This window comes from Xanthobacter oligotrophicus, from assembly GCF_008364685.1.
Classification (GTDB): domain Bacteria; phylum Pseudomonadota; class Alphaproteobacteria; order Rhizobiales; family Xanthobacteraceae; genus Xanthobacter; species Xanthobacter oligotrophicus.
The window spans coordinates 251,649-277,950 of sequence record NZ_VTTL01000003.1; the positions used below are offsets into that span (position 1 = coordinate 251,649).

19 protein-coding genes are annotated in these 26,302 nt (G+C 65.5%); 11 read left to right on the forward strand and 8 right to left on the reverse strand.

Translation table 11 applies throughout. The features are described 5' to 3' along the window. The first annotated feature begins 71 nt into the window (after window positions 1-71). Window positions 72-785, forward strand: coding sequence for a hypothetical protein (locus tag FZ033_RS06110; protein WP_149575254.1), 714 nt, complete (start codon window positions 72-74; stop codon window positions 783-785). Window positions 786-821: 36 nt separating this feature from the next. After that, on the forward strand, window positions 822-1,994 hold the full coding sequence (locus FZ033_RS06115) for a helix-turn-helix domain-containing protein (protein ID WP_269149854.1): 1,173 nt from the start codon (window positions 822-824) through the stop codon (window positions 1,992-1,994). 411 nt (window positions 1,995-2,405) lie between these two features. Here the strand turns inward: FZ033_RS06115 and FZ033_RS06120 are convergent, their stop codons facing one another. Next, window positions 2,406-3,182, reverse strand: coding sequence for an SDR family oxidoreductase (locus tag FZ033_RS06120; RefSeq protein ID WP_149575256.1), 777 nt, complete (start codon window positions 3,180-3,182; stop codon window positions 2,406-2,408). 49 nt (window positions 3,183-3,231) lie between these two features. Then, window positions 3,232-3,981 carry a GntR family transcriptional regulator gene (locus tag FZ033_RS06125; RefSeq protein WP_149575257.1) on the reverse strand — a complete coding sequence of 250 codons (750 nt, stop codon included), beginning with the start codon at window positions 3,979-3,981 and terminating at the stop codon, window positions 3,232-3,234. Window positions 3,982-4,110: 129 nt separating this feature from the next. On the opposite strand from FZ033_RS06125, the gene FZ033_RS06130 reads away from it, so the two are divergent. From FZ033_RS06130 to FZ033_RS06155, 6 genes are all read left to right on the forward strand, one after another. Next, window positions 4,111-5,388, forward strand: a complete 1,278-nt coding sequence (locus tag FZ033_RS06130; protein WP_188079337.1) for an ABC transporter substrate-binding protein — start codon at window positions 4,111-4,113, stop codon at window positions 5,386-5,388. A 253-nt stretch (window positions 5,389-5,641) separates the two neighbouring features. Continuing rightward, window positions 5,642-6,523 (forward strand): branched-chain amino acid ABC transporter permease, encoded by an 882-nt coding sequence (locus FZ033_RS06135; protein ID WP_149575259.1) that lies wholly within the window; start codon window positions 5,642-5,644, stop codon window positions 6,521-6,523. 73 nt (window positions 6,524-6,596) lie between these two features. Continuing rightward, complete coding sequence (locus tag FZ033_RS06140; protein ID WP_149575260.1) at window positions 6,597-9,122, forward strand: branched-chain amino acid ABC transporter ATP-binding protein/permease; 2,526 nt, start codon at window positions 6,597-6,599, stop codon at window positions 9,120-9,122. A gap of 111 nt (window positions 9,123-9,233) precedes the next feature. Next, window positions 9,234-10,181 carry a 3-hydroxyacyl-CoA dehydrogenase gene (locus tag FZ033_RS06145; RefSeq protein ID WP_149575261.1) on the forward strand — a complete coding sequence of 316 codons (948 nt, stop codon included), beginning with the start codon at window positions 9,234-9,236 and terminating at the stop codon, window positions 10,179-10,181. A gap of 46 nt (window positions 10,182-10,227) precedes the next feature. Next, complete coding sequence (locus tag FZ033_RS06150) at window positions 10,228-11,193, forward strand: BKACE family enzyme (protein WP_149575262.1); 966 nt, start codon at window positions 10,228-10,230, stop codon at window positions 11,191-11,193. 204 nt (window positions 11,194-11,397) lie between these two features. Further along, window positions 11,398-14,793: a non-ribosomal peptide synthetase gene (locus FZ033_RS06155; RefSeq protein ID WP_149575263.1), complete on the forward strand. Its 3,396-nt coding sequence runs from the start codon at window positions 11,398-11,400 to the stop codon at window positions 14,791-14,793. Here FZ033_RS06155 and FZ033_RS06160 read toward each other — a convergent pair. From FZ033_RS06160 to traA, 6 genes are all read right to left on the reverse strand, one after another. Next, complete coding sequence (locus tag FZ033_RS06160) at window positions 14,762-16,399, reverse strand: recombinase family protein (protein ID WP_149575264.1); 1,638 nt, start codon at window positions 16,397-16,399, stop codon at window positions 14,762-14,764. The two genes, FZ033_RS06155 and FZ033_RS06160, sit on opposite strands and share 32 nt — an antisense overlap. Window positions 16,400-16,416: 17 nt before the next feature. After that, a complete protein-coding gene (locus FZ033_RS06165) occupies window positions 16,417-16,911 on the reverse strand; it encodes a GNAT family N-acetyltransferase (RefSeq protein WP_149575265.1) in 495 nt (164 codons plus the stop codon). Next, window positions 16,908-17,198 (reverse strand): type II toxin-antitoxin system TacA family antitoxin, encoded by a 291-nt coding sequence (locus FZ033_RS06170; protein WP_149575266.1) that lies wholly within the window; start codon window positions 17,196-17,198, stop codon window positions 16,908-16,910. The genes FZ033_RS06165 and FZ033_RS06170 overlap by 4 nt, the downstream gene beginning before the upstream one ends. Window positions 17,199-17,263: 65 nt before the next feature. Then, complete coding sequence (locus tag FZ033_RS06175; RefSeq protein ID WP_149575267.1) at window positions 17,264-17,497, reverse strand: hypothetical protein; 234 nt, start codon at window positions 17,495-17,497, stop codon at window positions 17,264-17,266. After that, complete coding sequence (locus tag FZ033_RS06180) at window positions 17,490-17,702, reverse strand: helix-turn-helix transcriptional regulator (protein ID WP_149575268.1); 213 nt, start codon at window positions 17,700-17,702, stop codon at window positions 17,490-17,492. Before FZ033_RS06180 ends, FZ033_RS06175 begins: the two co-directional genes overlap by 8 nt. A gap of 129 nt (window positions 17,703-17,831) precedes the next feature. Continuing rightward, complete coding sequence (traA, locus tag FZ033_RS06185; RefSeq protein WP_149575269.1) at window positions 17,832-20,738, reverse strand: Ti-type conjugative transfer relaxase TraA; 2,907 nt, start codon at window positions 20,736-20,738, stop codon at window positions 17,832-17,834. Between the two features lie 171 nt (window positions 20,739-20,909). Between traA and FZ033_RS06190 the strand changes: the two genes are divergently transcribed. From FZ033_RS06190 to FZ033_RS06200, 3 genes are all read left to right on the forward strand, one after another. Next, entirely contained in the window at window positions 20,910-21,236 is a 327-nt protein-coding gene (locus tag FZ033_RS06190) for a conjugal transfer protein TraD (RefSeq protein ID WP_188079359.1), read from the forward strand. A gap of 1 nt (window position 21,237) precedes the next feature. After that, window positions 21,238-21,510 carry a conjugal transfer protein TraD gene (locus tag FZ033_RS06195; protein WP_149575271.1) on the forward strand — a complete coding sequence of 91 codons (273 nt, stop codon included), beginning with the start codon at window positions 21,238-21,240 and terminating at the stop codon, window positions 21,508-21,510. A 530-nt stretch (window positions 21,511-22,040) separates the two neighbouring features. Then, on the forward strand, window positions 22,041-26,123 hold the full coding sequence (locus FZ033_RS06200; protein ID WP_188079338.1) for a glycosyltransferase: 4,083 nt from the start codon (window positions 22,041-22,043) through the stop codon (window positions 26,121-26,123). Window positions 26,124-26,302 lie beyond the last annotated feature (179 nt).

Here is a 26,302-nt window from a genome sequence, read left to right on the forward strand (position 1 = left end):
AGTGATGTTCTTGCCATGCGCAAAAATTCGTGACATAAATCAGAATTGAGGCAAACTGTGGGAGCTGGCCGATGACTGCGGACGAGATCAAGGCGCGCATTGTCAGCACCTTGCCGCGAGACTTGTTGATCGACCTTCTCGATACGTCCGCGGCGCGGACGCGCCAGGCTCACGAACTCATCCGCGATAACACGGACCTGACCGGGCGCAGCGCTCGTGGGCTGGAAGGACAGGCCCGCTTCCGGTTGATGGAGAAGGGCTTTCAGGACACATGCGAGTTGCACGGAGGGATGCGGTTGGAAGGGGACGTGATTCCCGGCACGGAACTCCGTTACTATCAGCCATTTATGCGGTTCGGGGGCGATCAGCCCGGCATCCTGCTCGGTTTGGCATCGATGTCAGTGCCGAAAGAGTTGCCGACCAAGAACCAATCCCGGCTCGCTGGTGTGACACTAAATTACCGTCTGACGCCGCGCCTAGACTTGGAAGGTGATGGCGGGACTGCGAAGCCGGGCGACATCTTCGTCCTTTTCCTGTTCGCACGAGACTCGTCGCAGGGCGGTCGTCTTCAGGAAGTCGCGATCGGCGTCATCGATGCCGAATATCAGGGTTTCCTCGCATACGAGACGGTTGAGACGTTCATGGGAGCCTATGCTCCGCCCTCCACCGGAACGGAGTCGGCCCCGGAGGGTCAGCCTCTCGTCACGCTGAAGAAGACGCCCAAGGCTTTCAAGCCGCCGGAGCAGCCGGATTCTGGCGAGACGGCTGACGGCCCGGCGGAATAAGCGGCGACGACCATGCCAATCGGTACACCAGGCTTTATGCCCGGCCGTCTAACGGAGGCCAGGGCGGCTCGACGGATTCCAAGCATGTCCGCGCTTGCGCGGGCTATGAGTTTGAATCCCAGCAGCGTATCGCGATGGGAGGATGGAAGCTCGGCTCCCGACCCGGAAACGCTTGCTCGATTGGCCGTTTTTTTGGGTGTGCGGCCGGAGTTCTTTTTTCGGCCCGAGCATGTGTCGGCGCGACCGACATTCCTTCGTTCGCTTTCGTCGACGCTGGTCCGCGACCTTCAATACCAGAGCGCGCACATGCGATGGCTGCAAGAGATCAGTCATGCGGTCGAGCACTATGTGGACCTCCCCGTCGTCGATATTCCGGACGTGATGGCCGGCGCGAGCTACCACCAGCTTCGCGATGAAGACCTTGAGCGCATCGCGCTCGATTTGCGGCACCATTGGCGTCTCGGCGACGGCCCCTGCGGGGATATGGTGTCCTTGCTTGAGCGCTTCGGTTTCATAGTCGGCGTCATTGAAATGGGGACGGTGAAACTTGATGGGCTATGTAGCTGGTCGCCTGTCGATGACAGGCCACATGTCCTGCTTGCTAGCGACAAAATGTCCTTTGCGCGTAGGCAGATGGATGCCGCGCATGAAATGGCGCACGCAATCCTCCATCGGGATGTCACCGAAGAACAACTTAAACGAGACCTGAAGCTGATCGAGGCGCAGGCGTTTCGGCTGGCCAGCGCTTTCCTGCTTCCCTCGACGACTTACCCGGTCGAGATGCGTTTCCCTTCACTCGCAACGATGGTAACAGCAAAGGAGCGTTGGCGCGTGTCGATCAAGGCGCAAATCAAGCGTCTGGCCGATCTCGAAGTTATCCCGGCTGACTTTGCTACTCACCTCTACAAGCTCTACTCCGCCAAGGGCTGGACGAAGGAAGAGCCATTCGACCGCCAGTGGGTACCCGGCGAACCTCGGGTGCTTCGGGATGCGCTCCACCTGATTGTCGATGAAGGTGTCCGGTCAAAGCCGGACCTGCTAGCGCTCGAGTTCACGATCCCGGCGGGTGATGTTGAAAATCTGACGGGCCTGCCGCCCGGCTGGTTCACCCATGAGGTGGCGACGGTGGTGCGTCTTAAGCCCAGCCCTAGCCAAGCGTCTGCCGGGGCGGGAACGGGAGAAATAATTTCGTTCCGCCGCCGGGATTGATCATACGATCGATTTCATGATCGAGGCGTGTCCGCGAGGGCACCCAGCAAGGGCAAGACCCGCCAACGGAGAGAAAAGCAGCGGCACCTTCTCCCGAAGCTCAATCTCTTTTGGCCTGCATTTTTCGCGGCGCCCGTTTATGATGTGCGTGCGTATATGGCGGGGAGGACAGCCATATAGCATCTGTGAATCCAGCGCCCTCAGCTTGGTGGTATCGCAGTTGGTATGGGGTTTGGGGCGTGTCCGAAAAGCCCAATATTTGCAATGCTTACCCAAGTCCATTGACCATCGAGTGGGAATGATTCAGGCCCATCCGAACGCCGTCCATGGCAGGCCGGGACGCCCCGCCGGCCTTTGAGATAACATGGTCGGTCGGCGCAGCTGTCGCGAGCGGGCTCCACTCGGCGCCGGCTACACCAGCATCTGCAGGTCCCCGTCCACGGCGATGGCCTGCCCGGAAATGCTGGAGCCCAGCGGGGATGACAGGAACACCGCCACGTTGGCCAGGTGCTGCGGGGGAATGAGGCGCTTCAGGGAGGTGGCGGAGAGCGCCATGGCCTGCACGTCCTCCATGGACAGGTTGCGCTCGCGGGCCTTGTGCTCGAACACCGAGCGGATGCGCGGCCCGTCCACGGAGCCCGGCAGGATGGCATTGGCGCGGATGCCGAATTCACCCAGTTCCATGGCCAGCGACTTGATGAAGCCGACCACGCCCCATTTGGCCGCCGCATAGGGCGAGCGCAGCGGAAAGCCGAAGCGCCCGGCCGCCGAGGCGAGGCCGATGATGGAGGGATTGTCGCTCTGCTTCAGGGCCGGCACGGCCAGCCGGGTCACGTTGAAATGGCCGGTGATGTCCACCGCCAGCGTGCGGTCCCAGTCCTCGGGGGAGATCTGATCCACGCGGCCGGTGGGGCCGGCGATGCCCGCATTGTTCACCAGCACGTCGAGCCCGCCGAGCCGGCCGAGCGCGTCATCCATGAAGCGCTGCACCGCCGCGCGGTCGGCCACGTCGCACACGGAGCCGGTGACGCCGGGAGCCGACTGCGGCAGGGCATCGAGCGCCGCCTCGTCCACGTCGCACACCTCGATGCGCGCGCCCTCCCGGGCGAAGGCGCGGGCGATTTCGAGGCCGATGCCCCCGGCGCCCGCGGTGATGATCACGCGGATGCCCGTGATGCCGAGGTCCATGGCGTTTCTCCGTTGAAATGCTGGTGTTGTTTTGGGTGTGAAGGCCGCGTCAGTCCGGCAGGACATCGCGGGAGAGGATGAAGTCGCCCGCGCTCCAGATATCGGCGACGAGCGCGGTTCGGGCCGCTTCCGAGTCCCGGGCCTTGAGGGCGGCCACCATGGCAGCGTGGCGGATGTGGGCCTCGCCCATGCGCACGCGATCCGGGCCGGCCCGGAAATCAAGGTTCAGCACCGGGCCGATCTGCAGCCAGAGCCCCTCGATCATCTGGAACAGGGTGGGCAAATGGGCAGCCCGGTAGAGGGCGAAGTGCAGGTCCTTGTTGTGGCACATGGCGACGGCGCCATCTGGCTCCGGCTTGTCACGCTCGGCGGCGAACAGGCGCTCGAAGCGCTCCACTTCCGCGACCTCGGCGTCGGTCGCCTCGCGCACCGCGATCTCGGTGGCGAGGCCTTCGAGGCTGCAGCGGATGAGGCGCAGCTCCCTGAAGCGGGCACGCGGCATCAACGGCACCCGCACCGCCCGGTTGGGGAGGACTTCCAGCGCATTCTCGGCGACCAGGCGCGACACCGCCTCGCGCACCGGCATGGCGCTGGTGCCGATGGCGCTCGCAAGGCCCCGCAAGGTGAAGCGCTCGCCCGGGGCGGCGCGGCCGGCGAGCAGGATCTCCTTGAGGTCACCATAGACCTGGTCCGCCAGCGTCTGGCGCACGATGCGGCCCACGCGGGCATCAAGGCCTCCGGAAGCCTCTCCTGCCGCTCCGTCCTCGTGCTCGTCCGCAGATGCCGTCTTGTGTTCCATGTTTCCCGTCTGCTATGTGTGATCACAGATAACAGATAGCCGAGCCTATCGGCAATCACCCGGTGCGGGTTGGACAGGGAAAATCCCGCCTCCGCAACAAACCGGTCCAAAAGGGAGGAGACCCACGCCGTGAATGACACGCCACATCCCGCCTCGCTTGCATCCGTCCCACTGGCCCGCCGCACCCTGCTGAAGGGCGCCGGGGCGGCCGCGCTCCTCGGCGGCGTCGGCATGCCCGCCATCGTGCGGGCGCAGGCCGACACCATCACCTTCGGCCATCTCACCCCGCTCACCGGCTTCCTCGGCCCGCTCGGCGCCTATGGGCAGATGGGCGTGCAGCTCGCGGTGGAGGAATTGAACGCCGCCGGCGGCATCAACGGCCGCAAGATCAATCTGGTGATGGAAGACAGCGTGAACCCGGCCACCGCCTCCTCCAAGGCGGAGCGCTACATCGAGCGCGACAAGGTGCCGGTGATCATCGGCGAGATTTCCTCGGCCTCGGCGCTGGCCATCTCCCAGGTCGCGGCGCGCAACAAGGTGGTGTTCGTGAACACCGGCGGCAATTCGGATGCCCTGCGCGGCAAGGATTGCAACCGCTACATGTTCCATGTGGAAGGCGCCAACACCCAATATGTGAAGGCAGTGGGCGCGGCCATGGTCCGCGACGGGCTGGTGAAGGGCAAGAAGCTGTTCTTCCTCACCGCCGACTACGCCTTCGGCCACGATCTCTCCCGCGTGGCGAAGCTTTACATCGCGGCCAATGGCGGCGAGGTGGTGGCAGACGAACTGGTGCCCACCGACGCCACCGACTTTTCGCCCTACCTCCTGAAGGTGCGGCAGGCGCGGCCTGATATGGTGATCTCCAATCTCGCCGGAAACCAGATCACCAATTTCATCAAGCAGTATTCGGAATTCGGCCTCAAGTATCCGTTCGGCGGCTTCGGCTTCGATACGGCGGTGGCCTGGGGTGCCGGCAAGGGCACCTTCGGCGGCCTCTGGCCGCTGATCTGGCACCACGACGTGCCCACCGCAGACTCCAAGGCATTCGTCGCGGCGTTCGTGAAAAAGTTCGGCAAGCCCCCGGAGAACCAGGCCTGGGGCGACTATGTGGCCACCAAGGTGGTGGCCCGCGCCATGATCGAGACCAAGAGCACCACGGCGGCGGACCTCATCGGCTTCTTCGAGAAGGAGCCGGAGCTGGACATCCTGAAGGGGCGCAAGGGCTATTTCCGCGCCTGGGACCACCAGCTCATCCAGGAGATGTACACCGTCACCGCCCGGCCCGTGGCCGAGGTGAAGGACCAGTGGGACCTGATGATCCTCGGCCCCGCCGTGCCCGGCCCGGAGACCGCGCTTTCGGCCATCGCCCCAACGCCGGAAGAGAACGCCTGCACCTTCCCGGGGTGAGGGCCGAGGCCTCACTCCCTCTCCCGTCCGAGGCCGGATGTTTCCGGCCTCGGTTCGTGGGAACCGAACTCGGCAGCAGCCGAGTTCGGGCGGGGGAGGGAGCCCGCCCGCAGCGCGGAAATGGCGGCGCCACGCTTCCGGGCGCCACGCCGGCCGAAACGCCGCCCCCTCCCTACCCTCCCCCGCAAGCGGGAGAGGGCTTTCGCCCGTCGCTGAAGATGCGCCGTTCCGCCTCAGGTGGAGTAAAGCCCCCATGCCCCTCGAACTCGTCTTCCTGATCGAGCAATTGCTCAACGGGCTGCTGGTAGGCGTCGCCTACCTGCTCATCGCGCTCGGCCTCTCGCTCATCTTCTCGCTGGGCGGCATCGTGAACCTCGCCCACGGCGGCTTCTATGCCATCGGCGCCTATATCGGGGTGGAGATCGGCAATCGCTTCGGCTTCCCGGCCGCATTCGTGGCGGCGCCACTGTCGGTGGCGGTGATCGGGATGGTGGTCGAGCGCCTCCTGTTCTCGCGCTTCTACAGGGCCGACCCGATCCTCTCGCTGCTGCTCACCTTCGGCCTCGCCATGGTGATCGAGCAGGCGCTGCGCATGACCTTCGGCGCGACGCCCATCCCTTTCGCCATCCCCGAATTCCTGAAGGGCCAGGTCTTCGTCGGCGATTTCATCTATTCTCGCTACCGCCTCGCCATCCTCCTGGTTGCCGCCGCAGCGGTGCTGGGGCTGTGGCTGCTGCTCCAGCGCACCGCCTTCGGCCGGGTGGTGCGGGCCGGCGTGCAGAACCCCGACATGGTGGGCGCGCTCGGCATCTCGCTGAGGCCCTATCTCACGGCGGTGGCCGCCATCGGCATCGGCCTTGCGGGGCTCGCCGGCATCATGCTCGCGCCCATCTCCGGCGTGCATCCGGCCATGGGCGCTGAGATCCTCACCGCCGCCTTCGTGGTGGTGGTCATCGGCGGGCTGGGCTCGTTCTGGGGCGTGGTGCTGGCGGGGCTGCTGGTGGGGCTGGTGCGCGGGCTCACCGTCTATTTCGTGCCGCCGGCGGCCGAGGCCTCCATGTATCTGCTGATGCTGATGGTGCTGCTCCTGAGGCCGCGCGGCCTCTTCGGCGAGCGCATCCTGCGGTTCGAGTGAGGCGGCCATGCTCCAGCACCCCACCTCCTCCCTTCGCCCCGAACAGTCCGCCCGCCCGGGCAAAGGAGCTGCCATGCTCGCGCGCAACGCCAATCTGCTGGTCGCCGCGGCAAGCCTCATCGCGCTGCCGTCGGTGCTGTCCGCCATCGGCCTGACGCTGACCTCCGCCAGCGACGTGGTGCTCCTCGCCATGGCCTGCATGGCGCTGAACCTGCTCGTCGGCTACACCGGCCTCGTCTCCTTCGGCCATGGCGCGTGGTTCGGCCTCGGCGCCTATGCGGCGGCCCTGCTCCAGCACCACCTCTTGCCCGGATGGGGCGTGGTGCTGGCGCTGCCGGCCGCGCTGGTGGTGGCGCTCGCCGCCATCCCCATCGGCTTCGTGGTGCTGCGCCGGCGCGGCGTCTATTTCTCGCTGCTGACGCTGGCCTTCACCGCCCTGCTGTTCTCCATCGCCTTCCGCTGGACCAACGTGACCGGCGGCGAGAACGGCATCGGCGGCGTGCGGCGCGGCACGCTGTTCGGCTTCGACCTGGAGACCGGTCCGGCCTTCTACGCGGTCGTCGCGGTGGTGATGTTCATCGTGGTGTTCAAGCTCCAGCGCTTCGTGCGCTCGCCCATGGGCTCGGTGCTGGTGGCGATCCGCGAGAACGAGCAGCGCGCCCGCTTCATCGGCTACGACACGCGGGCCTACAAGATCGCCTGCTTCACCCTTTCGGCCGGCGTCGCGGCGCTGGCCGGCGCGCTCATGACCTTCAACCATCGCTTCGCCTCGGCGGACCCCATCGCCGTGGCATTCTCCGGCGAGCTTCTGGCCATGGTGGTCATCGGCGGCATGCGCAGCTTCCTCGGACCGGCGCTGGGCGCGCTGTTCTTCGTGCTGTTCCGCGAATTCCTGTCCATGTGGACGCCCAACTGGCTGTTTTATTTCGGCCTGCTGTTCATGGCCTTCATCGTCTATTCCCCCACTGGCCTCGTGGGGGTGGCGGGCCGCCTGATCGCGCCCCTACGCAAAAAGAGCGAGGAAGCCGCCGCCATGGGCCAGCGCACCGGGGCGCAGGTGCGCGCCCTGCCCGCCGGCCTCACCGCCCGCCCGCGCTGGGACCGGCCGGAACCGATGCTGGAGGCCAAGGGCCTCGTGCGCAGCTTCGGCGGCATCAAGGCGGTGCGCGAGGGCGCGGTGGCGGTGAAGGACCGCACGCTCCACGCCCTCATCGGGCCGAACGGCGCGGGCAAGACCACGGCCTTCAACCTCATCTCCGGCATGTTCGCGCCCCAGGCGGGCGAGATCCGCCTTGCCGGCGAGCGCATCGACGGCCTGCCGCCGAACGCCGTTTGCATGAAGGGCCTGTCGCGCTCGTTCCAGATCACCAACCTTTTCCCCACCCTGACCGTGGAAGAAAACCTGCGCCTCGGCGTACAGGCCACCCACAAGAGCCGGCTCGATCCCTGGCGGGACGCCGCCGCCATTCCCGAGATCGTTGCCGAGACCCGGGAGATGATGGACTTCCTCGGCGTCGCCGGCATGGAGAAGGCGGAGGCCGGTGCGCTCTCCTATGGCGGGCAGCGGCTGCTCGACATGGGGCTCGCCCTCACCTCCCGCCCGCGGGTCCTGCTGCTGGACGAGCCGCTGGCCGGCCTTGCCGCCGCCGAGCGCACGCGGGTGTCGAACCTCATCAAGCAGATCTCCGCGCAGGTGCCGGTGCTGCTGGTGGAGCACGACATCGACCGGGTGTTCGAGCTGGCCGATGCTGTCACCGTCATGGCCGACGGCGCCGTGCTGGTGGACGGCACGGTGGAGGACGCGCGGTCCAACAAGAAGGTTCAGGAGGTCTATATCGGCTCGGGCTCGGCGGCGCTGGCGTCGCGGGACCTTCAGTCGGCGGCCACCGACAAACCCATGCTGACGCTCGCGAAGGTGGATGCCTTCTACGGCAAGAGCCGCATCCTCACCGACGTGTCGCTGGAGGCCAAGGAGGGTGAGATCCTGGCCCTGCTCGGCCGCAACGGCGCCGGCAAGTCCACCCTGCTCAAGACCATCACCGGCATCGTGAAGCCGGCGTCCGGCTCCATCGTGCTGGCGGGCGACGAACTGGCGGGCCTGTCGTCCGCCGCCATCGCGCGGCGTGGGGTCGGCTACGTGCCGCAGGGCCGGGCGCTGTTCCATGGCATGAGCGTGCGCCACAACCTGGAACTGGGGCGGCTGAAGCGCATCACCGGGGCCGGCAAGCACTTTTCCGAAGAAGAGGTGCTGGAGCTTTTCCCCCGCCTCAAGGTGCGCCTCGACACGGCGGCGGACCTGCTCTCCGGCGGCGAGCAGCAGATGGTGGCGGTGGCCCGCGCCCTCATGGGCGACACTCGCGTGCTGCTGCTGGACGAGCCGTTCGAGGGCCTGTCGCCTGCGGTGACGGAAGAGCTGTTCGACGCCTTCGACCGGCTACGGCAGTCGCTGACCCTCGTCATCGTGGACCACCATCTCGATGTGGTGCTCAACCTCGCTGACCGAGCCGTGGTGCTGGAGCGCGGGCAGGTGATGCACGAAGGCCCCGCCCGGCCGCTGGCCCGTGACCTCGACCTGCGGCGTCAGGTGCTGTGGCTGTGAGGGACAGGCATCGCCGGCTTCGCCGACCTTTTCCCCTGGGCCCCGGATCAGCGCTCCACCTGTGGTGTCGCTGGTCCGGGGCACGGGCTCTTTCGACCTGAAGAGGCTTCCATGACCAAGATCGCCATCATCGGCTCCGGCTTCATCGGTCGCGCCTGGGCCATCACCTTTGCCCGCGCCGGCTTCGACGTGGCGCTGGCCGACCACGCGGCGGGCGCGCCCGAGGCGGCCCTCGCCTATATCGAGGGCGTGCTGCCGGACCTCGCCGACAACGACCTGCTGAACGGCGCATCCCCCCAGGCCGTGCGGGCGCGGCTGTCGGCCACCACCTCCTATGCGCAGGCGCTGGATGGCGCGGCCCACGCGCAGGAGAATGCGCCGGAAGACCTCGCCATCAAGAAGTACCTCTATGAGGAACTCGACTCCCTCGCCGGCCCCGACACGGTGCTCGCCTCCTCCACCTCGGCGCTCCTGCCGTCCCTGTTCTCCAAGCACCTGAAGGGCCGGGAGCGGGTGTGCGTGTGCCATCCCATCAACCCGCCCTATCTCATCCCCGCGGTGGAGGTGGTGCCAGCCCCCTGGACCAGCGCCGACACCATGGCCCGCGCGGCGGACCTCATGCGCGCCGCCGGCCAATCCCCCATCGTGATGAAGAAGGAGCTGGACGGCTTCGTCATGAACCGCATGCAGGGCGCGCTGCTGGAGGAGGCCTTCCGGCTGGTCGCGGACGGCTATGCGAGCGTGGAGGACGTGGACATCGGCATCCGCGAGGGCCTCGCGCTGCGCTGGTCGTTCATGGGGCCGTTCGAGACCATCGACCTCAATGCGCCGGGCGGCGTCGCCGACTATGTGGCGCGCTACCAGCAGATCTACGAGCGCATCTCGCCCGACCAGTGGCGCCGCGTGGACTGGGCCGGGCCGGTGCTCGAAACCGTGCTCGCCCAGCGCCGCGCCCGCCTGCCCGAAAATGGGCTGGCCGAGCGGCAGGTGTGGCGCGACCGGCACCTGATGGCGCTCGCCGCCCACAAGCGCAAGGCCGCCAAGGACATCGGCTCCTGACCTTTCCTCCCATCTATTCCCCTATTTCCACAGAGGCTTGAATACCATGGCCGAGACCACGCCCGCCCCCAAGGCCCCCTCCACCGCATCCCGCAAGGTGGTGATCACCTGCGCCATCACGGGGGCGATCCACACCCCCACCATGTCGCCCCATCTGCCGATCACCCCGGACGAGATCGTGACGGAAGCGCTCGCGGCAGCGGAGGCCGGCGCGGCCATCCTGCACCTGCACGCCCGCAACCCCGAGACCGGCCAGCCCGACCAGACGCCGGAAGGCTTCTCCCGCTTCCTCCCGCGCATCAAGCAGGCGACCAACGCGGTCATCAACATCACGTCCGGCGGCAGCCCCTACATGAAGGTGGAGGAGCGCGTGCTGCCCGCCGCCACCTTCAAGCCGGAAGTGGCCTCCCTCAACATGGGCTCCATGAATTTCGGCCTGTTCCACCTGGCCGACAAGTACAAGGAGTTCAAGCATCCGTGGGAGAAGGCGCATCTGGAGAACACCCGCGACCTCGTCTTCCGCAATACCTTCAAGGATATCGAATACATCCTCTCCACCTGCTACGACAACGGCACCCGCTTCGAGTTCGAGTGCTACGACATCGGGCACCTCTACAACCTCGCCCACTTCCTCGACCGCGGGCTGGTGAAGCCGCCGCTGTTCGTGCAGTCGGTGTTCGGACTGCTGGGCGGCATCGGCCCGCATCCGGAGGACGTGATGCACATGAAGCGCACCTGCGACCGGCTGTTTGGCGACAAGTATCGCTGGTCCGTGCTGGGGGCGGGGCGCAACCAGCTGCCCATCGCCGCCATGGCCGCCTCCATGGGCGGCAACATCCGCGTGGGGCTGGAGGATTCGCTCTGGGCCGGACGCGGCAAGCTCGCCACCTCCAATGCCGACCAGGTGAAGCTGGCGGTGAAGATCATCGAGGGCCTGGGCCTTCAGGTCGCCTCCCCCGACGAGGCGCGGCAGATCCTGGAGCTGAAGGGCGCCGACAAGACCAACATCTGACCTACCCCGGTGCCGGCCCCAACCGGCACCGGCTCGACTGGCCCGTGCCCGGCTGTCAAAGGCGTCGGATGGGACGCGGAACGCGAGCTTAGCCTCTTGCTTGAAGGCCGGTTTCCTGCATCAATCCGGCCGCTCGCCTCTCCCCAGCCCGCATCCATCCCCCTCCGCGCGGCCACCCCGCGCGCCAGCATCGGGAACACCTCGATGAACGTCGTCACGGCCCCGATCCCGCTTGCCGTCGTCACCCAGCGCATCTGGCTGGAATGCAAGCGGGCACCGGACAGCTCGGCCTATTTCGTGCCGTTCGTCTATCGCCTGAACCCCGATATCGACCCCGACCGGCTGGAGCAGGCGCTGCGCGAGACCATCGCCGCGCACCCCGCTTTGCGCTCGGTGATTCGCGAGGTGGATGGCAAGCCTTACCAGGTGGTGCTGGATGCACCGGCGCGGGTGCTGGAGCGCTCCGACAGCTGGGAATGGGCCATCACCCAGCCGTTCGACGTGGAAAACGGCCCCCTGTTCCGCTTCGTGCTGTGCGGCGACATCTTCGTCCTCAACGGCAGCCACATGGTGATCGACGGCGGCTCCATCATGCTGCTGATGGAGGAGGTCGGCGCCCGCTATCACGGCCAGACGGTGCCCGAGCCCGGCCCCGGCCCGGCAGCCTGGGGCGCCCACGAGCGCGCCTATCTGGACAGCCCCGACCACGAGGCGGACCGGGCCTATTGGGGCGAGGCACTGGCCCAGTCCGATTTCCACGCCGGCCTGCCGACGCGGCGCGAGAGCTACCAGGGCGAGAAGGACGGCAATCTCTATTTCTCGCTGCGCCTGCCGCAGATGAATGTGAGCCCGTTCATCACCACGCTGGCGCTGATCCAGGCGCTGATCCACCGCTACACCGAGCAGGAAATAGTGGCGGTCCTCTATCCCACGGACCTGCGCGGCAAGCCTTTTGCCCGCTCCATGGGCTCCTTCGTCAACACGCTGATCGCCACCGCAAGCTTCACGCCGGAGCTGACCTTCGCCCAATTGGTGCAGCAGGTGCAGGAGCAGCGCCGCGCCACCCGCGAACATGATCGCCTGTCGTTCCAGGAGGTCATCGCCGGCCTGCGCAAGGCGCGCCCGTCCGATGGCATCCAGCTGCCCAACGTCTCCGTCTCCTGGGCCAAGCCCCTGTGGCCGTTCGCGCTGGGCACCCCGCTGCCGCTGGAAACGGTGGATTGCCAGAACGACCTCCTGTTCCTCGCCTTCGCCGAGGGCGAGCGGCTGGACGTGCGGCTGCAATACCAGGCCGCCCAGTTCACCCGCCGCTTCGCCGAGGAGCTGGCCGCCCACCTGTCCCTGCTCGCCGATGCGGTGAGCGCCCAGCCGGACGCGCCGCTGTCGAAGCTGAAGCTCGCCACCGAGGTGGAGGTGCAGCGCATCGAGACCGAGTGGACGCCGCCGCCCGCGCCCCGCCCCGACCTCCAACTGTTGCACGACGCCTTCTCCGACTGGGCCGAGCGCCAGCCGGAGGCCCCTGCCCTGCTCATGCGCGAGCGGGTGGTGAGCTATGGCGAGATGGAGCGGCTGACCAACCGCATCGCCCACGGCCTGCGTCGGCGGGGCGTGAAGCCCAACACCCTGGTCGCGGTGATGATGGAGAAGGGTTGGGAGCAGGCGGTGGCCTGCATGGCCATCCTGAAGGCGGGCGCGGGCTACCTGCCCATCAATGCCGCCTGGCCGCCCGAGCGCATGGATGCGGTGAACGCGCAGGGCGAGGTGGAGATCGTGCTCAGCCAGCAGCGCGTGCTGGACCGCCTCGGCCGCCCCGGCCTCGCCGTGGATGACGCCGCCCTGTGGGCGGACGAGCCGGACACCCGGCTGCCCTCCATCAACGATATCGGCGACATCTGCTACGTGCTGTTCACCTCCGGCTCCACCGGCAAGCCGAAGGGCGTGACGCTGACCCATTTCAGCGTCATGAACAGCCTGCGCAACGCCAATGCGGAGCATGGCGTCGGGCCGGGCGACCGGTCGTTGCAGCTGTCGGATTTCAGCTTCGACCTTTCGGTCTATGACATCTTCGGCATGCTCTCGGCCGGTGCCGGCGTGGTGATCCCGGACGAGGACCGGCATCTGGAGCCGCCGCACTGGGTGGAGCTGGTGCGCCAGCATCAGGCCACCATCTGGCTGAGCGTGCCCATGTATGTGGACATGTGGGTGCAGTCCGGCGAGGCGCTGCCCTCCATCCGCGTGTTCATGATGGGCGGCGACAAGATCCCCACCGACCTGCCGGACCGCATGCGCCCGCTCGCCCCCGACGCGGTGATCTGGAGCATCGGCGGCCCCACCGAAACCTCCATCTTCTCCAACTGGTACCGCATCGGCGCGGTGGATCCGATCTGGACCACCATCCCCTATGGCCGGGCCATGCCCAACCAGAAGATGCTGGTGCTCGATCCCGGGCTCAACCCGTGCCCGCCGTTCATGCCGGGGCGGATCTTCATGGGCGGCGTCTGCCTTGCGCGCGGCTACTGGCACGACCCGGAGAAGACCGACGCCGCCTTCATCACCTATCCCGCCACCGGCGAGCGCATCTATTACACCGGCGACCTCGGCCGCTGGCTCCCCGACGGGCAGGTGGAATTCCTGGGCCGCGCCGACTTCCAGGTGAAGGTGAACGGCTTCCGGGTGGAGCTGGGCGAGATCGAGGGCGCCATCGAGGCCCTGCCCGGCGTGAAGGCCGCCATCGTGGACGGGCAGGACCAGCCCAACCGCAAGGGCAAGTTCCTGGTGGCCTATGTGGTGTCGGAGGACACGCTGGACGCGGCCGAGATGCGGGCCGCCCTGCAGGACAAGCTGCCCTATTACATGATCCCGCGGGTGTTCGTGCCGCTGGAGCGCATCCCGCTCTCGGCCAACGGCAAGGTGGACCGCAAGGCCCTGCCCCGCCCCGACGTGGCGCAGATGCCCGGCGAATTGCCCTATGTGCCGCCGCGCACCGAGACCGAGGCGGCGCTGGTGGACATCTGGCAGGCGGTGCTGAAGCACGAGCCCGTCGGCATCCACGACAATTTCTATGCGCTGGGCGGCGACTCGCTGCTGGCGGTGCAGCTCGGCATCAAGGCGCGGGAGGGGGGACTTCCGCTCGATCCCACCGCGCTCCAGCGCACCCCCACCATCGCCGAGCTGGTGCAGGGCCTTGCCCCGGTGCGGGCGGTGGACGCGAGCGAGGCCACCGGCGACGAGCCGCTGTCGCCCATGCAGCGCTATTACTTCACCTGGGCGACGGAGCGTCCGCAGCAGTTCAACGTCTCCGCCGTGTTCCGCTGCGCGCTGGAGCCGGAGCGGCTGCGCGACGCCCTGCAAGAGCTGGTGGCCCACCACGACGCGCTGCGCCTGAGGTTCCATGACGGGCGCCAGTATTATGTGGAGACCGGCATCGAGGTGCCGCTGGAGTGCGCCGACATCCCGCTGGCCGACGTGGCCGCGCGGGCGGCGCAGATGCAGGAGACCATCGACATCGCGCAGGGCCCGATCATGCGCGCTGGCCTGTTCACTACCGAAGAGGGCCAGCGTCTGGTGCTCATCTGCCACAAGATGCTACTGGTGGCATAATACGGATGGATCGGCTGTTCTTCTCCGCGGCGAAGGCGAGGATGCCCATGAGTTCGCCGCGCAGTTCGGCATGGACCTCGCCGCGCTTCGGGCCGGGGGTCAGCACGATCTCGCCGATGAGCGAGCGCAGCGCCTCGGCCGCCTGCCGGCCGCCATCGGGGTCGTTCAACGCTTCGGTGAACCGCTCCACGTTCCGGCGATAGACGTTGGCGATGTTGGGATGCACGTCCGGCACATCGGCGGGGGCCTGCGCCATGCGGGCGGTGATTTCCGCCTTGTCGTGCTCAAGCTCGTTCATCCGCGCCTTCATCGAAGGCTGATAAAGTCCATCCTCGATGGCCGCCATGATGCCGGCGATGGCGCGCTCGATCTTCTGTAGCGCCCGCTGGTCTGCGTCCGCCTGCGCGCGCCGGTCATGGTACAGCCGGTTCGTTTCCTTGGCATAGGCGCGCACGGCTTCGGCGACAGCCTCGGTGGACACCAGTTTCTCTTTCAGGCCCGCCAGCACCCGCGCCTCGATCTCGTCGCGCCTTATGGTGCGCTCGTTGCTGCAAATCCCCTTGCGCAGATGGTTGCGGCAGGCATAGCGGTCGGTCATCACCATGCTGATCCTGCCGCCGCAGCAGCCGCAGACCAGCAGGCCGGAAAGCAGGGTGACGGGCCGGTTGGTGCGATGGAGCTTTTTGGCCCTTGCCTCGCGAGTGTTGGCGAGGTTGGGGCCGAACAGGGCGGAGATACCCCGCTGACGCTCGCGCACCGCCTGCCAGAGCGCATCGTCCACGATCCGCAGATGCGGAACCTCCGTCCTGATCCACGCGCTTTCCGGGTTCACGCGCGATATGCGGGTGCCGGTCTCGGGGTTCTTGATGAAGCGCTGCCGGTTCCATGCGAGAACCCCGGCATAAAGCTCATTGTTGAGGATGCCAGTGCCGGCCGCAGCATTGCCCCGGATGGTGGCGTCAACCCAAGGGCGGTTCCGGGGGCCGGGGACGCCTTCCCGGTTCAACTGGAATGCGATCTCCTTCGGGCTTCTGCCGCTGGCGTATTCGCGGAAGATGCGGCGCACCACTTCCGCCTCGTCCTCGACAATTGCCCGCTCGCCGCGGATCGGCTCGCCGCTGGCGTCGAGCTGGTGGACGGTGCGATAGCCGTAGGCGGCTTTGCCGCTGCCGGCCTTTCCCGCCTCCACGCGCCCGCGCTGGCCGCGATGGGTCTTGATGGCGAGGTCTTTGAGGAACAGCGCGTTCATGGTGCCCTTCAGGCCGACATGCAGTTCGTTGATCTCGCCCTCGGACAGGGTGACGATGGAGACGCCCGCGAAGCGCAGGCGCTTGAACACGGCGGCCACGTCCTCCTGATCGCGGCTGATGCGGTCCAGCGCCTCGGACAGCACGATGTCGATGCGGCCCGCCTGCGCATCGGCCAGAAGCGCCTGAATACCGGCGCGGATCATGGACGACCCGGAGATGGCCCGGTCGGAATAGGTCTCCACCACGGTCCAGCCCTCGCGCGCGGCCCGCTCGCGGCACTGGCGCAACTGATCCTCGATGGAAGCATCGCGCTGGTTCTCGGAGGAATAGCGGGCGTAAAGGGCGATGCGGGTCATGGCGGTAACTTCCCTGTCTAGAGGTTCCTCAAATCCTTGATGAGCGCGAACAGATGCAGCGGATCGGTTGGGGACGGCTGGAAGTCGAACCGCTCATAGAACGAACGCGCCACATCGTTCTTGGCGTGAACAACGAGCGCGCGGACACCGGCAATGTCGGCCACTTGCAGCGTGCGCAGAACGGCGTCGCGCAGCAGTCCCGCGCCGATCCTCTTTCCCTGCCACGCCGCGCTGACACCGAGCCGGGCCAGCAGCATGACCGGCACGGGATGCCGGGCCAAGCCCCTGGTCAGCCGCTCCGGCGCGCCCTCGTAACGAACCTCGCCGACAACGAGCGTATAAAACCCCACGATGGCGTCGTCATCTGCAAGACCGACATAGGTTTGCGAGGCGTTCGCCATCTGGTTCGGAAGGGCGAAGCGGACCAGAAAGCGATTCAGCGCGTCCTCGCCGCAATTGAATGCCTCGACGGCATGACGGCGATGCAGCTTTTCGATCCGAAAGCCCGTCACGCGCGCTTATCGTCCGAAAAGACGCCCGGCTCGTTCAGCAGTTTGCGCAGACGCGGCAGATCGCGCGGCGGTGCGTCCAGCGCGGCGATGAAGGCTTCCCATTTCTCGGGCGGAAGCTGGAAAACGCGACGGTCGGCAAGGGCTTCCTCAGCCCGACCAAGGGCGCTTTCAAGCACGAACTCACTCAACGAACGGCGCTGCGCCTGCGCGGCGATGGTCAGTGTATGCTTGGCCTCGGCCGTCAGGCGGAGATCGAGCTTTTCGGTGCGGGTGATGCGTGTTGTCATGACATTGTCTCCTGAGCGCATCCTGCCAGAGCGCCGGACATTGTCAAGACATTTTGCGCGCCGCGTCATATGTCCTCTTCGTCCGACTCGTCTCGGGCCGGCGGCGCGTTGTCATTGGCGGCGCGCATGGCCTTCTCGAAATCCTCGCGCGCCATCCGCCTGCCGATCAGGCGGGCGATGGTCAGCACCACCGCATCCAGCCGCTCGCAGGCATCGGTTTCGCGCCCGTCCCGTCCACCGGGCGGGTGGTTGTCATTGGCGGGTCTCTCTCCGCCGGAGCGCTTTCCGTCATCAGCCATTGCCGCCGCCTTCCTCTGGTCGCCACGCCACGGGATCGGCGACCCATCGGTCGATGTCGGATTCCCGCCAGCCCGCGCCGTTGACGCTGATCCTGATCTGGGGCGGGAACGTGCCCTCGGCGATCTTGCGGTAGATGGTGGACCGGGACAGGCCTGTGCGGTCACGGACGGTGTTCAAGCGGATGATACGGTCTGGCTGGCGCATGGCCGCGATGCCTCCTGCTGGCTGTTTCTGGGAACTGCCAGGACAGGCAAAGGCAAGGAATTGCTGTTGTGCAATAGATAGTTAGTCGTCGTAGGGTGTGGCGAAGAGGCGGCGGTAAATAGGACGGTTCTACAGCCCGAGACCCCGGCCCCGGCCAAGCCCGAACGTGAGGGTGAGGTCGCGGCCGACGCCCATTCCCGAATCGAATGAGATGCCGAGTTCCCGCTTGCGGCCCGCCAGAAGGGACTCCATCTGCGGGTCGCGTTCGAGGCTGTGCGCCATATTCCCCATTTCCGCCCGCGCGGCCCTGTGACCGGCATAGTCGCCCGCCGCATATCGCTGGTCGCTGGCCCTATGGAGATTTTGCCAGCGCTCCACGAAACGGTCGGCACGCAGGCCGGGATCGGTGCGCAGCTCGGTTTCCAGTTGCAGGGCGCGGATCGCGCGCCGGGCGTCGCCGGACGCCGCCTCCGCCGCAAGCTCCGGGTTTTTCTTGTAGGCGGCTTCGGCGTCGTGCGAGCCGTAGGGGCGCACCTCATCGAACCGCTGGCGCGCCTCCTGCAATTCCCTGACCTGATCAGGGCTGGCCTTGCCGCCCTGCTCCTGCGCCGCGAAGATCGCATCGACGGCGCGGGCATGGCGGACGAGCGCCCGGCCACGGGCGCGGCGCAACGTCGCCTCCGGGCCTTCCTCCACCTTCCTTTCCGGCCCCTGTCCGCCCTCGGCGGGCAGGCGCAGCCCGTCGAAGATGCCGCGGACCTTTTCGGGAACCTGGCGAACGATCTCGATAACCCGTTCCACCCGTTCGCGGAAGGTGATGCCGCGCCGCTCGGCGTAGTCGCGGGCAGGTTCGTAATCGCTCGCCATGTCCTTGGCCCGGTCGCGCGACAGGGTGTTGATGAGTTTGTCCTGACTGGCGAAGTCGTCGCGCCCGTAATGCAGGTCCATGCCGTCGCGGTGGCGCGAGAGGGCGACATAGCTGCCGTGGGCGTCCATGCCCGGCGTCGCCAGGACATGGGTGCGATCCACGGTCATGCCCTGCGCCTTGTGGATGGTGGCGGCATAGCCGTGGTCGATCTTGTTGTAGTCCTTCAGGTCGAAGGCAACGGATCGGCCGTCGTCGGTACGGGCGGTCATGGATTGCGGGCTGACCTGCTCGATGGTCCCGAGCGTGCCATTCTTCACGCCAAGGCCGCGCTCGTTTTGCAGGAACATCACGCGGTCGCCGGGTGCGAAGGTCCGTGCGCCACGTTCGGCGGCGACATGCACGTCTGCGCCAAGATCGCCCGCCGCTCGCATCCGGTCGCGCGCGGCCTCGTTAAGGGCGCGCACCTCCGCATTGGTGTGGGTCAAGATGATGCGGGAGGTGTCGGGGCTGGCCTGCCGGTCACGGTCCCAACGGTCGATCAACTCGCCGCGCGCCTGTGCGCGGGTTTCGGCGGAATGCACCATGCCGTTGCGTTCGTAAGCATGGATCGCATCGGCAGTTCTGTCGGTTGCCAGGTCGCGCGTGGTGTCCCGTTGCCAGTCCTCGCGCTGGCGGCGCACCTCGCTGATCTCCGCGCCGCCGTGGCGCTCAAAGATCGAACGGAACGCCGCGCCCGCCTCGATGGATTGCAACTGCTGCGGATCGCCGACCAACACAACCTTCGCGCCAGCGTCGGCGGCATGGGACAGCACGCGCTCCAACTGCCGCGTGCCGACCATGCCCGCCTCGTCGATCACCAGTACGTCGCGGGACGTGAGCATGTCGCGGCCCTGCGCCCAACCATGCTCCATGCTGGCGATGGTGCGGGACGCGATGCCCGATCCGACTTCCAGATTCTCGGCCGCGATACCGGAGAGCGCCACGCCCCGGACCTCGTAGCCCGCCGCTTCCCAGGCTTCGCGCGCCACACCCAGCATCGCGCTTTTCCCCGTTCCGGCATAGCCGACGACAACACCCAGACCGCGCCCATTCGTGACATGCGCCAGCGCGTCGGCCTGCTCGCCGGACAGGACAAGGCCGCGCTGTTCGGCGCGGGCCAATGCGGCTTCGTGGTCCCTGTCGTTCACCTCATGGCGTTCGCGCTCGGCCATCATCGCGGCGGCGCGGTGCAGGCGCTGTTCGGTCTCGATCATGTCGCGGGTGGTGAAGCGGTCCTGCCCGGCATCGTCCTTGCCGAGTTCGACAAGATCGGGCGCACTGCGCATCGCGCCCATCACCTGGTTGAACTGTTCGATCCCGTCGCTGTGCCGGTGCGCGAACATCGCCATGTCGCGGCTCGTAAACGTCGATTGCTGGTGCGTGATCGCGTCCAGCGCCAGGTTAGGATCGGTGATGATGTGGTCGCCGTTCTCACGGGCGATGCGCCGGTGATCCTCGGCCCGGTCGGCTTCAAGCCCGGCGGCCTCGATGCGCTGCGCGGGTGCGCCGATCTTGGTTTGCGGCTCAAGGCCGATGCCCTGCGCCTCAAGGCTGCGATGGTCGATCCGCGCGTCGATATCGAGTTCGGCCAGGCGCTCGTTGACGTGATCGGCCCAGCGTTCGCGCCAACGCTCCACCAGCTCGGTGCGGTTCCAGTCCCTCGCCTTCGGACCGAAACCATTCTCGTCCACTGACCGCATGGTGAGCATGACATGGGCGTGAGGCTTGGGCAGCCCGTCCGCGCCGATGTCCCAATGCACATTGAGGTCGGCGATCATGCCCCGATCGACGAACTCGGCCTGCACGAAGTCGCGGGCCAGTTCGATGCCTTGGCGCTCCGTCATCTCGCGCGGAATGGCGAACTCCACCTCGCGGCAAAGCTGCGCGTCCTTCCGCTTCTCGAACGCCTCGACATCGTTCCAAAGCTTTTCGCGGTCGTTCCATTCCTCCGGCGCTCGCTCCGGCAACATGACCTCGGAATGGACGACGCCGCGCTTGGCGGAAAAGTCCTGATCGCGGCCCAGCCGGTCGTCGCGCAGCCGTGAGGCCGAGCGGTAGGAGGCGGCAGCGACCGCGCTGCGCCCCGCCGCGCGTCCGATGACCTGAACGGAGAAATGGTAGATCGCCATGGCGACCGACCAGATACTGCCCTCAAGCGCACGTCGGAACGACGTATAAGCGCGCCCTCGAAATGAATTTCTCGGGATGATCCGCGCCGTTCCAGGCCGTCCCGGCAACCTTACAGCATTTCGGTCGCTGCGAAACTATCATCGCTCCACTGACAACCCATGGAGATGATGATGCGCAAACTGAGAGACTTCGATGCGGAACTGAAGGCGCTTGAGGACAAGGCGCGAGACTTGAAGAATCGCAAGGTGCAGCAACTCGGCGAGTTGGTGATCTCGACCGGAGCCGACGCGCTGACCGCCGACGAACTGGCGGGCGCGCTGGTCGTGCTGACTGAAACCAAGGACGCCGGGAAGAGGGAGGCATGGGCGAAGCGCGGTGCCACGTTTTTCCAAATCCGTTCGCGGCGATCTGCTTCGACATCTGGGCGCGACGCTGGCGGCCCTCCAGCGCAACCGGGCGGCGCGCAACCGGCATCAGGCGGTGCTGGCGCGGCATGACATGCGCACATGGCAGGTCGAGCGCCGCAAGCGCACCCGGCATCTGATCGAACTCGGCGGGCTCGTCGTCAAGGCCGGGGTCGTGGACCTGACCGGCGATGATCGCACTATGATCTACGGCGCGCTGCTTTGGATGGCCGACAAGCTCCAACGCGAGCAAGGAGAACATGCGCGAGCGCTCTGGGCCGAGAAGGGAAGGCAGGCGTTCGCTGCGGAACGGGCGACAGATGCATCCGCGATTTCGCACGAAACGCCGCAGCAAGATCGAGTGTGACCGATAGCGGGCGGCGCCGGCGGTCAATCCGCAGCGCGGGAGCTTTCTGGATCGGCGCGCGTCAGGCGGCACGCCCGAGCGGCGCGGCGATCGACATGGCGTGGCGCGCGCCGAGCCGATGTCATGGAAGCTGCGCGCCACGGCATGAGCGAGACCTTGTCGCAGATCGGCGGCCTTTTGCCCAAGGGGCGGGTCAGGGAGGAATTCGAGCATCGGGCGCGCAGCCTTCTCAAAAAGGCCGACGACGCGACCCTGGCACAGCGCCGGCTCGAACAGGCGAAACGGGCGGAGCGTCCTCGGCCTGCCAACGGGCTGTCTGACGCCGATCGCCAACGTCTTGCGCCTTGTCGCAGGGGGCGGTATGTGTTCGGATGTCGCCTCGGATAAGGCGTTCGAGAACGTATTCTGCATCAATGCGATCCGGCGTTTACCGACAGAGAACCGCTGTTGTCGTTCCTCTCAACGCCTTATTCAACTGCGTCCAGTATGGTGTAAGTGTCTGTCCAAGAAGGATCGGCGAGGTGGAGGGGTTGAGTGAAGTTCAGAAAAGCGCTCCTAATTTGAATGCCCAGTTTGGAAAAGAGACGGAAGAACCGCGCCTGATTTGGTGGCTTCAGGACCAGGAGCGTCAGAATTTTGGCGATTACCTGACCGATTTTCTTTGGTCGAACTTGGCCAGAGGAATGCGCATCCCCGCCGATGGCTACCGGCTGTTGGGGAGCGCGATCTCCGATTGGATCGTCCACGATGACCTTTCGAAGCTCGGCAGTTGGGAACATGGACGGATCGTGTTCTGGTGCTGCGGTATGCGCGATGAGACGCCGCTTCAACCCGAAACGCTAGCGCGAAGCATCTTTTGCGGCGTCCGCGGCCCCCTGACGCGCGCGGCGCTCAAGCTTCCCGAAACAACGGTGATGGGCGATCCGGGATTGCTTCTGCCCCTCCTGCACCGACCGCAGCACGCGCAGCGGACCGCGGGCAAGAGCATTTGCGCGCCCCATTTCCACGAAAGCGCCACCGACGATCAGTTGCAGAAACTAACCGGCGCCGATGTGATCGTTCGGCCGGCCATCGACAGGTCCCCCACCGCGCTCAAGATTTTATTGGACGAGATCGCCACGTCCGATTTCGTGCTCGCGGGCTCGCTCCATGCCGCCATCGTCGCCTGCGCCTATGGCGTGCCGTTCTGCTATTTCGACTCCGGCTACGTCGATGTGCCGTTCAAATGGCGCGATTTCAGCGCGTCCGTCAATATTGGAACCTTTTTTGTCGATAATGTCGCCGAAGGCAGGCAAACTTACGAGACCGCGATAAGACCCAGGCTGCGCAAGCCGCTGCTTTTTCCAATTCTCGCCGCGGCGCCATTCGCTGTGCGGACGCGGTATCTGTTCGACGCGGCGCTGCTTGATTCGCAGCAAATCGGCGGTGATCGCCAGCTTGCGAAGGATGTCCTCGCCAGCTTCGCCGACGCCGCGAACAATGGAATTGCGCTTTTTGATCAGCAATCGATCTTGGCCAAGCTGGCCGACGCCGACCGTGCCTTGACGGCGGAATGCACCGCCCACGCCGCCACCTTGGCCAAGCTGGCCGACGCCGACCGTGCCTTGACGGCGGAAGCGGAAGAGCGGTTTCGCGTCGCGCAGGACCTGGATAAGGCGTTCCGACACCCATGGAGGCCAGGCATGGCATGGGCTCAATATCTTCTACTCAAGTCGCTTGCCTTCGCCAGTACACCCTTCTCGCCGCACGCGTCCGAACGTTTCAAACGGTCCGCCCAAAAGCGCAGTCCACGACGATACAAGAAAATGCTTGCGGCCCTGGTTGTTGCGTCGCGAACGACTGAGCGAGAAAAGGCGTCGCCGCTGGCAATTCCATTGGTGATGTCACGCGGTTCCAAACCCGCGCTTCCTGCGGTGCGTCATGTGGACCTGCGCGAAGCCTTCCTTTCACGATACGGGAACACCGCGATTGATTTTCCTGCCGTCGAGAATCCCAAAGTTTCGGTCATTATACCTGCGTATCGCAACCTCGCAGACCTCGAGATGTGCTTGCGTTCGCTTGCCGCGCATCAATCTAGCGGACCGTCGTTCGAAGTCATCATTGTCGATGATTGCCCGTCGGTTCCGGTAAACTGGGCTCTTCCCGCAAGTGGCGGCTTGGTTAAGATCGACAACGAAGAGAACCTAGGCTTTCTTTTGACCTGCAATCGAGGCGCCAAAGCCGCACGGGGCGAGTTCCTCTGCTTCCTTAACAGCGATACGATCGTCTCGCCAGGGTGGCTGGCCGCTCTCGTTGAAGCCTTGGAGGAAACGCCTGACGCCGCGCTGGCGGGGTGCATGCTCTTGAATGTCGACGGCACCATTCAGGACGCTGGTTGGCGCATCCTTTCCAACGGCTGGGGCTATCCGATCGGCCGAAACTGTGACGCAAATGACGGCGCGTATACGTATCGCAGACATACCGATTGTGTGACGGGTGCATGTTTCGTGACACGTTCAGCGGTTTTCGCGCGAATGGGCGGACTGGACTCGCTCTATGTTCCTGCCTTTTATGAAGAGTTCGACTTTGCGTTCCGCGCGCGCCAGCTCGGGTTCAAAACCATTTACGAACCGCGCAGCCGCGTGGTGCATCTGGGCAGCGCGTCCTATGGCGCGGAACAGCGGGACCGGCTCTCAGGGATTAACCATCGAAAATTTTGCGATCGGTTTGCTCAGATTTTAGGAAAACAACCCTATGATACCGGCGATCCGTTTGAAATGCGTCAGGATTTCAGCGCGGGTCCGGTCGTGCTCGTGGTCGATGCAGGGATTCCGCGACCTGACCGTCATGCCGGCGACGTGACAATGAGTCAGTACTTGTCCATGCTGGCGCGAGGTGGCTGGCGCGTTGTTTTCGCGCCCATGGGCGGACAGGCGACCGGCTCGTCGGCGGAAGCTCTCGAACGCTTGGGAGTGGAAATCATTCGCGCGCCGACGACTGTGGAGGACTGGCTCATCAGGCATGGTCGGCACGTTCGTGAAGTCTTGCTTGCCAGGCCTGAAATAGCGGAGAAGCTCATTCCCTTGGTGCGCAGTCATACGACAGCGCGAATATCCTATTACACGCATGACCTTCACCATTTGCGTCTTCAACGCGAAGCGGCGCTTAAGGGCGACAGGGATTGCCATAAACAAGCGAATCGGATCAGGGCACAGGAGTGCGGTATATTCGCCAGCGTGGATTGCATTCTTTCGCCAAGTCAAGACGAGGCGGAAATAATCGCCACTCTTGTTTCCGGCGCGGACGTGAAGGTATTGCTTCCATACTATTATGACGAGGCGGACATACGCGCCCGTGATCGGATGCATTTCGAAACGTGCTGCGATGTCATTTTCGTGGGCGGCTTTCCGCACGTTCCTAACGTCGACGCCGCGCTTTTTATTGCCAACGAAATCATGCCTCTCGTTTGGGCGAGGTCTCCGCAGACCAAACTCGTTCTGGTCGGCTACGGCCCACCGCCGGAAGTCCGTAACCTTGCAAACGAGCGAATCGTCGTTACGGGCCAGGTTCCGTCTCTCGCGCCATATTACGATCGGGCGCGGGTAACATTGGCTGCCCTGCGGTATGGCGGCGGGGTCAAGGGCAAGGTTGTTGACGCTTTGCGCCAGGGCGTTCCGGTTGTCGCTACGCCGGTTGGCGCGGAAGGCATCGGCATAACGTCGGGAAGGGAAGCCCTTGTCGCCGACAACGCCGCCGATCTTGCCGAGGCCGTGCTGCGCTTGCTCGGCGATTCGCAACATTGCGCCGAGCTTTCCGAGGCCGGCGCAGCCCTTATCCGCCATCGTTACTCGCGCGAGTCCGCGCGCAAGGTGATCAACGCCGTTTTTCGCACACCACGTTGCGCGGTTTGCGGCTCTAGTCACGTTCTTGTCCTGCCGGCGGAGTGCAACTACCGCGAAGAATTCATCTGTCGGAACTGTTTTGCTCTCACGCGTTCGGAGGCGCTTGGGCAGGTTATCCTGAAGCGTTTCGGGCGCGAGGGAGAGCAATCGCTCGTTGAACTCATCGACAAGAATCCGAACCTTGACGTTTACGAGATTGGCTTTGTCGGCGCGATCCACGATGCTTTTGTGAAAAGCCCGCGTTTCGTTTGCTCCGAATATTTCGAGGACGTTCCGCGCGGCCAGACCGATTCTTCGGGCGTGCGCTGTGAAGACACGACCTGCCTGACCTTTGCCAACGAAAGCTTCGACCTCGTCGTCAGTCAGGATGTGTTCGAACATGTGTCCGATCCTGATCGAGGCTTCGCCGAGGTTGCACGCGTCCTGCGACCCGGCGGGGCTCACATTTTCACCGTTCCGCAGGCCCCACATCTTGAAACGAGCGTTACGCGCGCTCGGATTCGTGACGGCCTCGTCGAGCACGTTCTGCCGCCGGAATATCATGGCGACCCTGTTCGCGCGGAAGGGGCGCTCGTATTCACGGACTTCGGCGCTGACTTGAAAGCGAAGATCGCAGACGCCGGAATGGCATTGTCGATCCATGAGATAGCCGTTCCAGGGCATATTGAGCAGCGAACCGTGCACGTGTTCGAGGCGCTCAAACCCAAAACGGTTGGAGCCAGACGAACATAGAAAATTTCTAACTGGTTTAGTCAGGCCAGCTTTTGCAGCAGCCCGCTTGCGAAGGTGAGCAATTACTCCAAAAGGCGAAGACCTCTGTCTCCGAAATGGCCCACTGAATCGATCGTGACTGGCGCTGGGTGTTGGGTCAGCAGTTCTTCTGTCCCGGTTGACAACCCTGGATCGCGAAT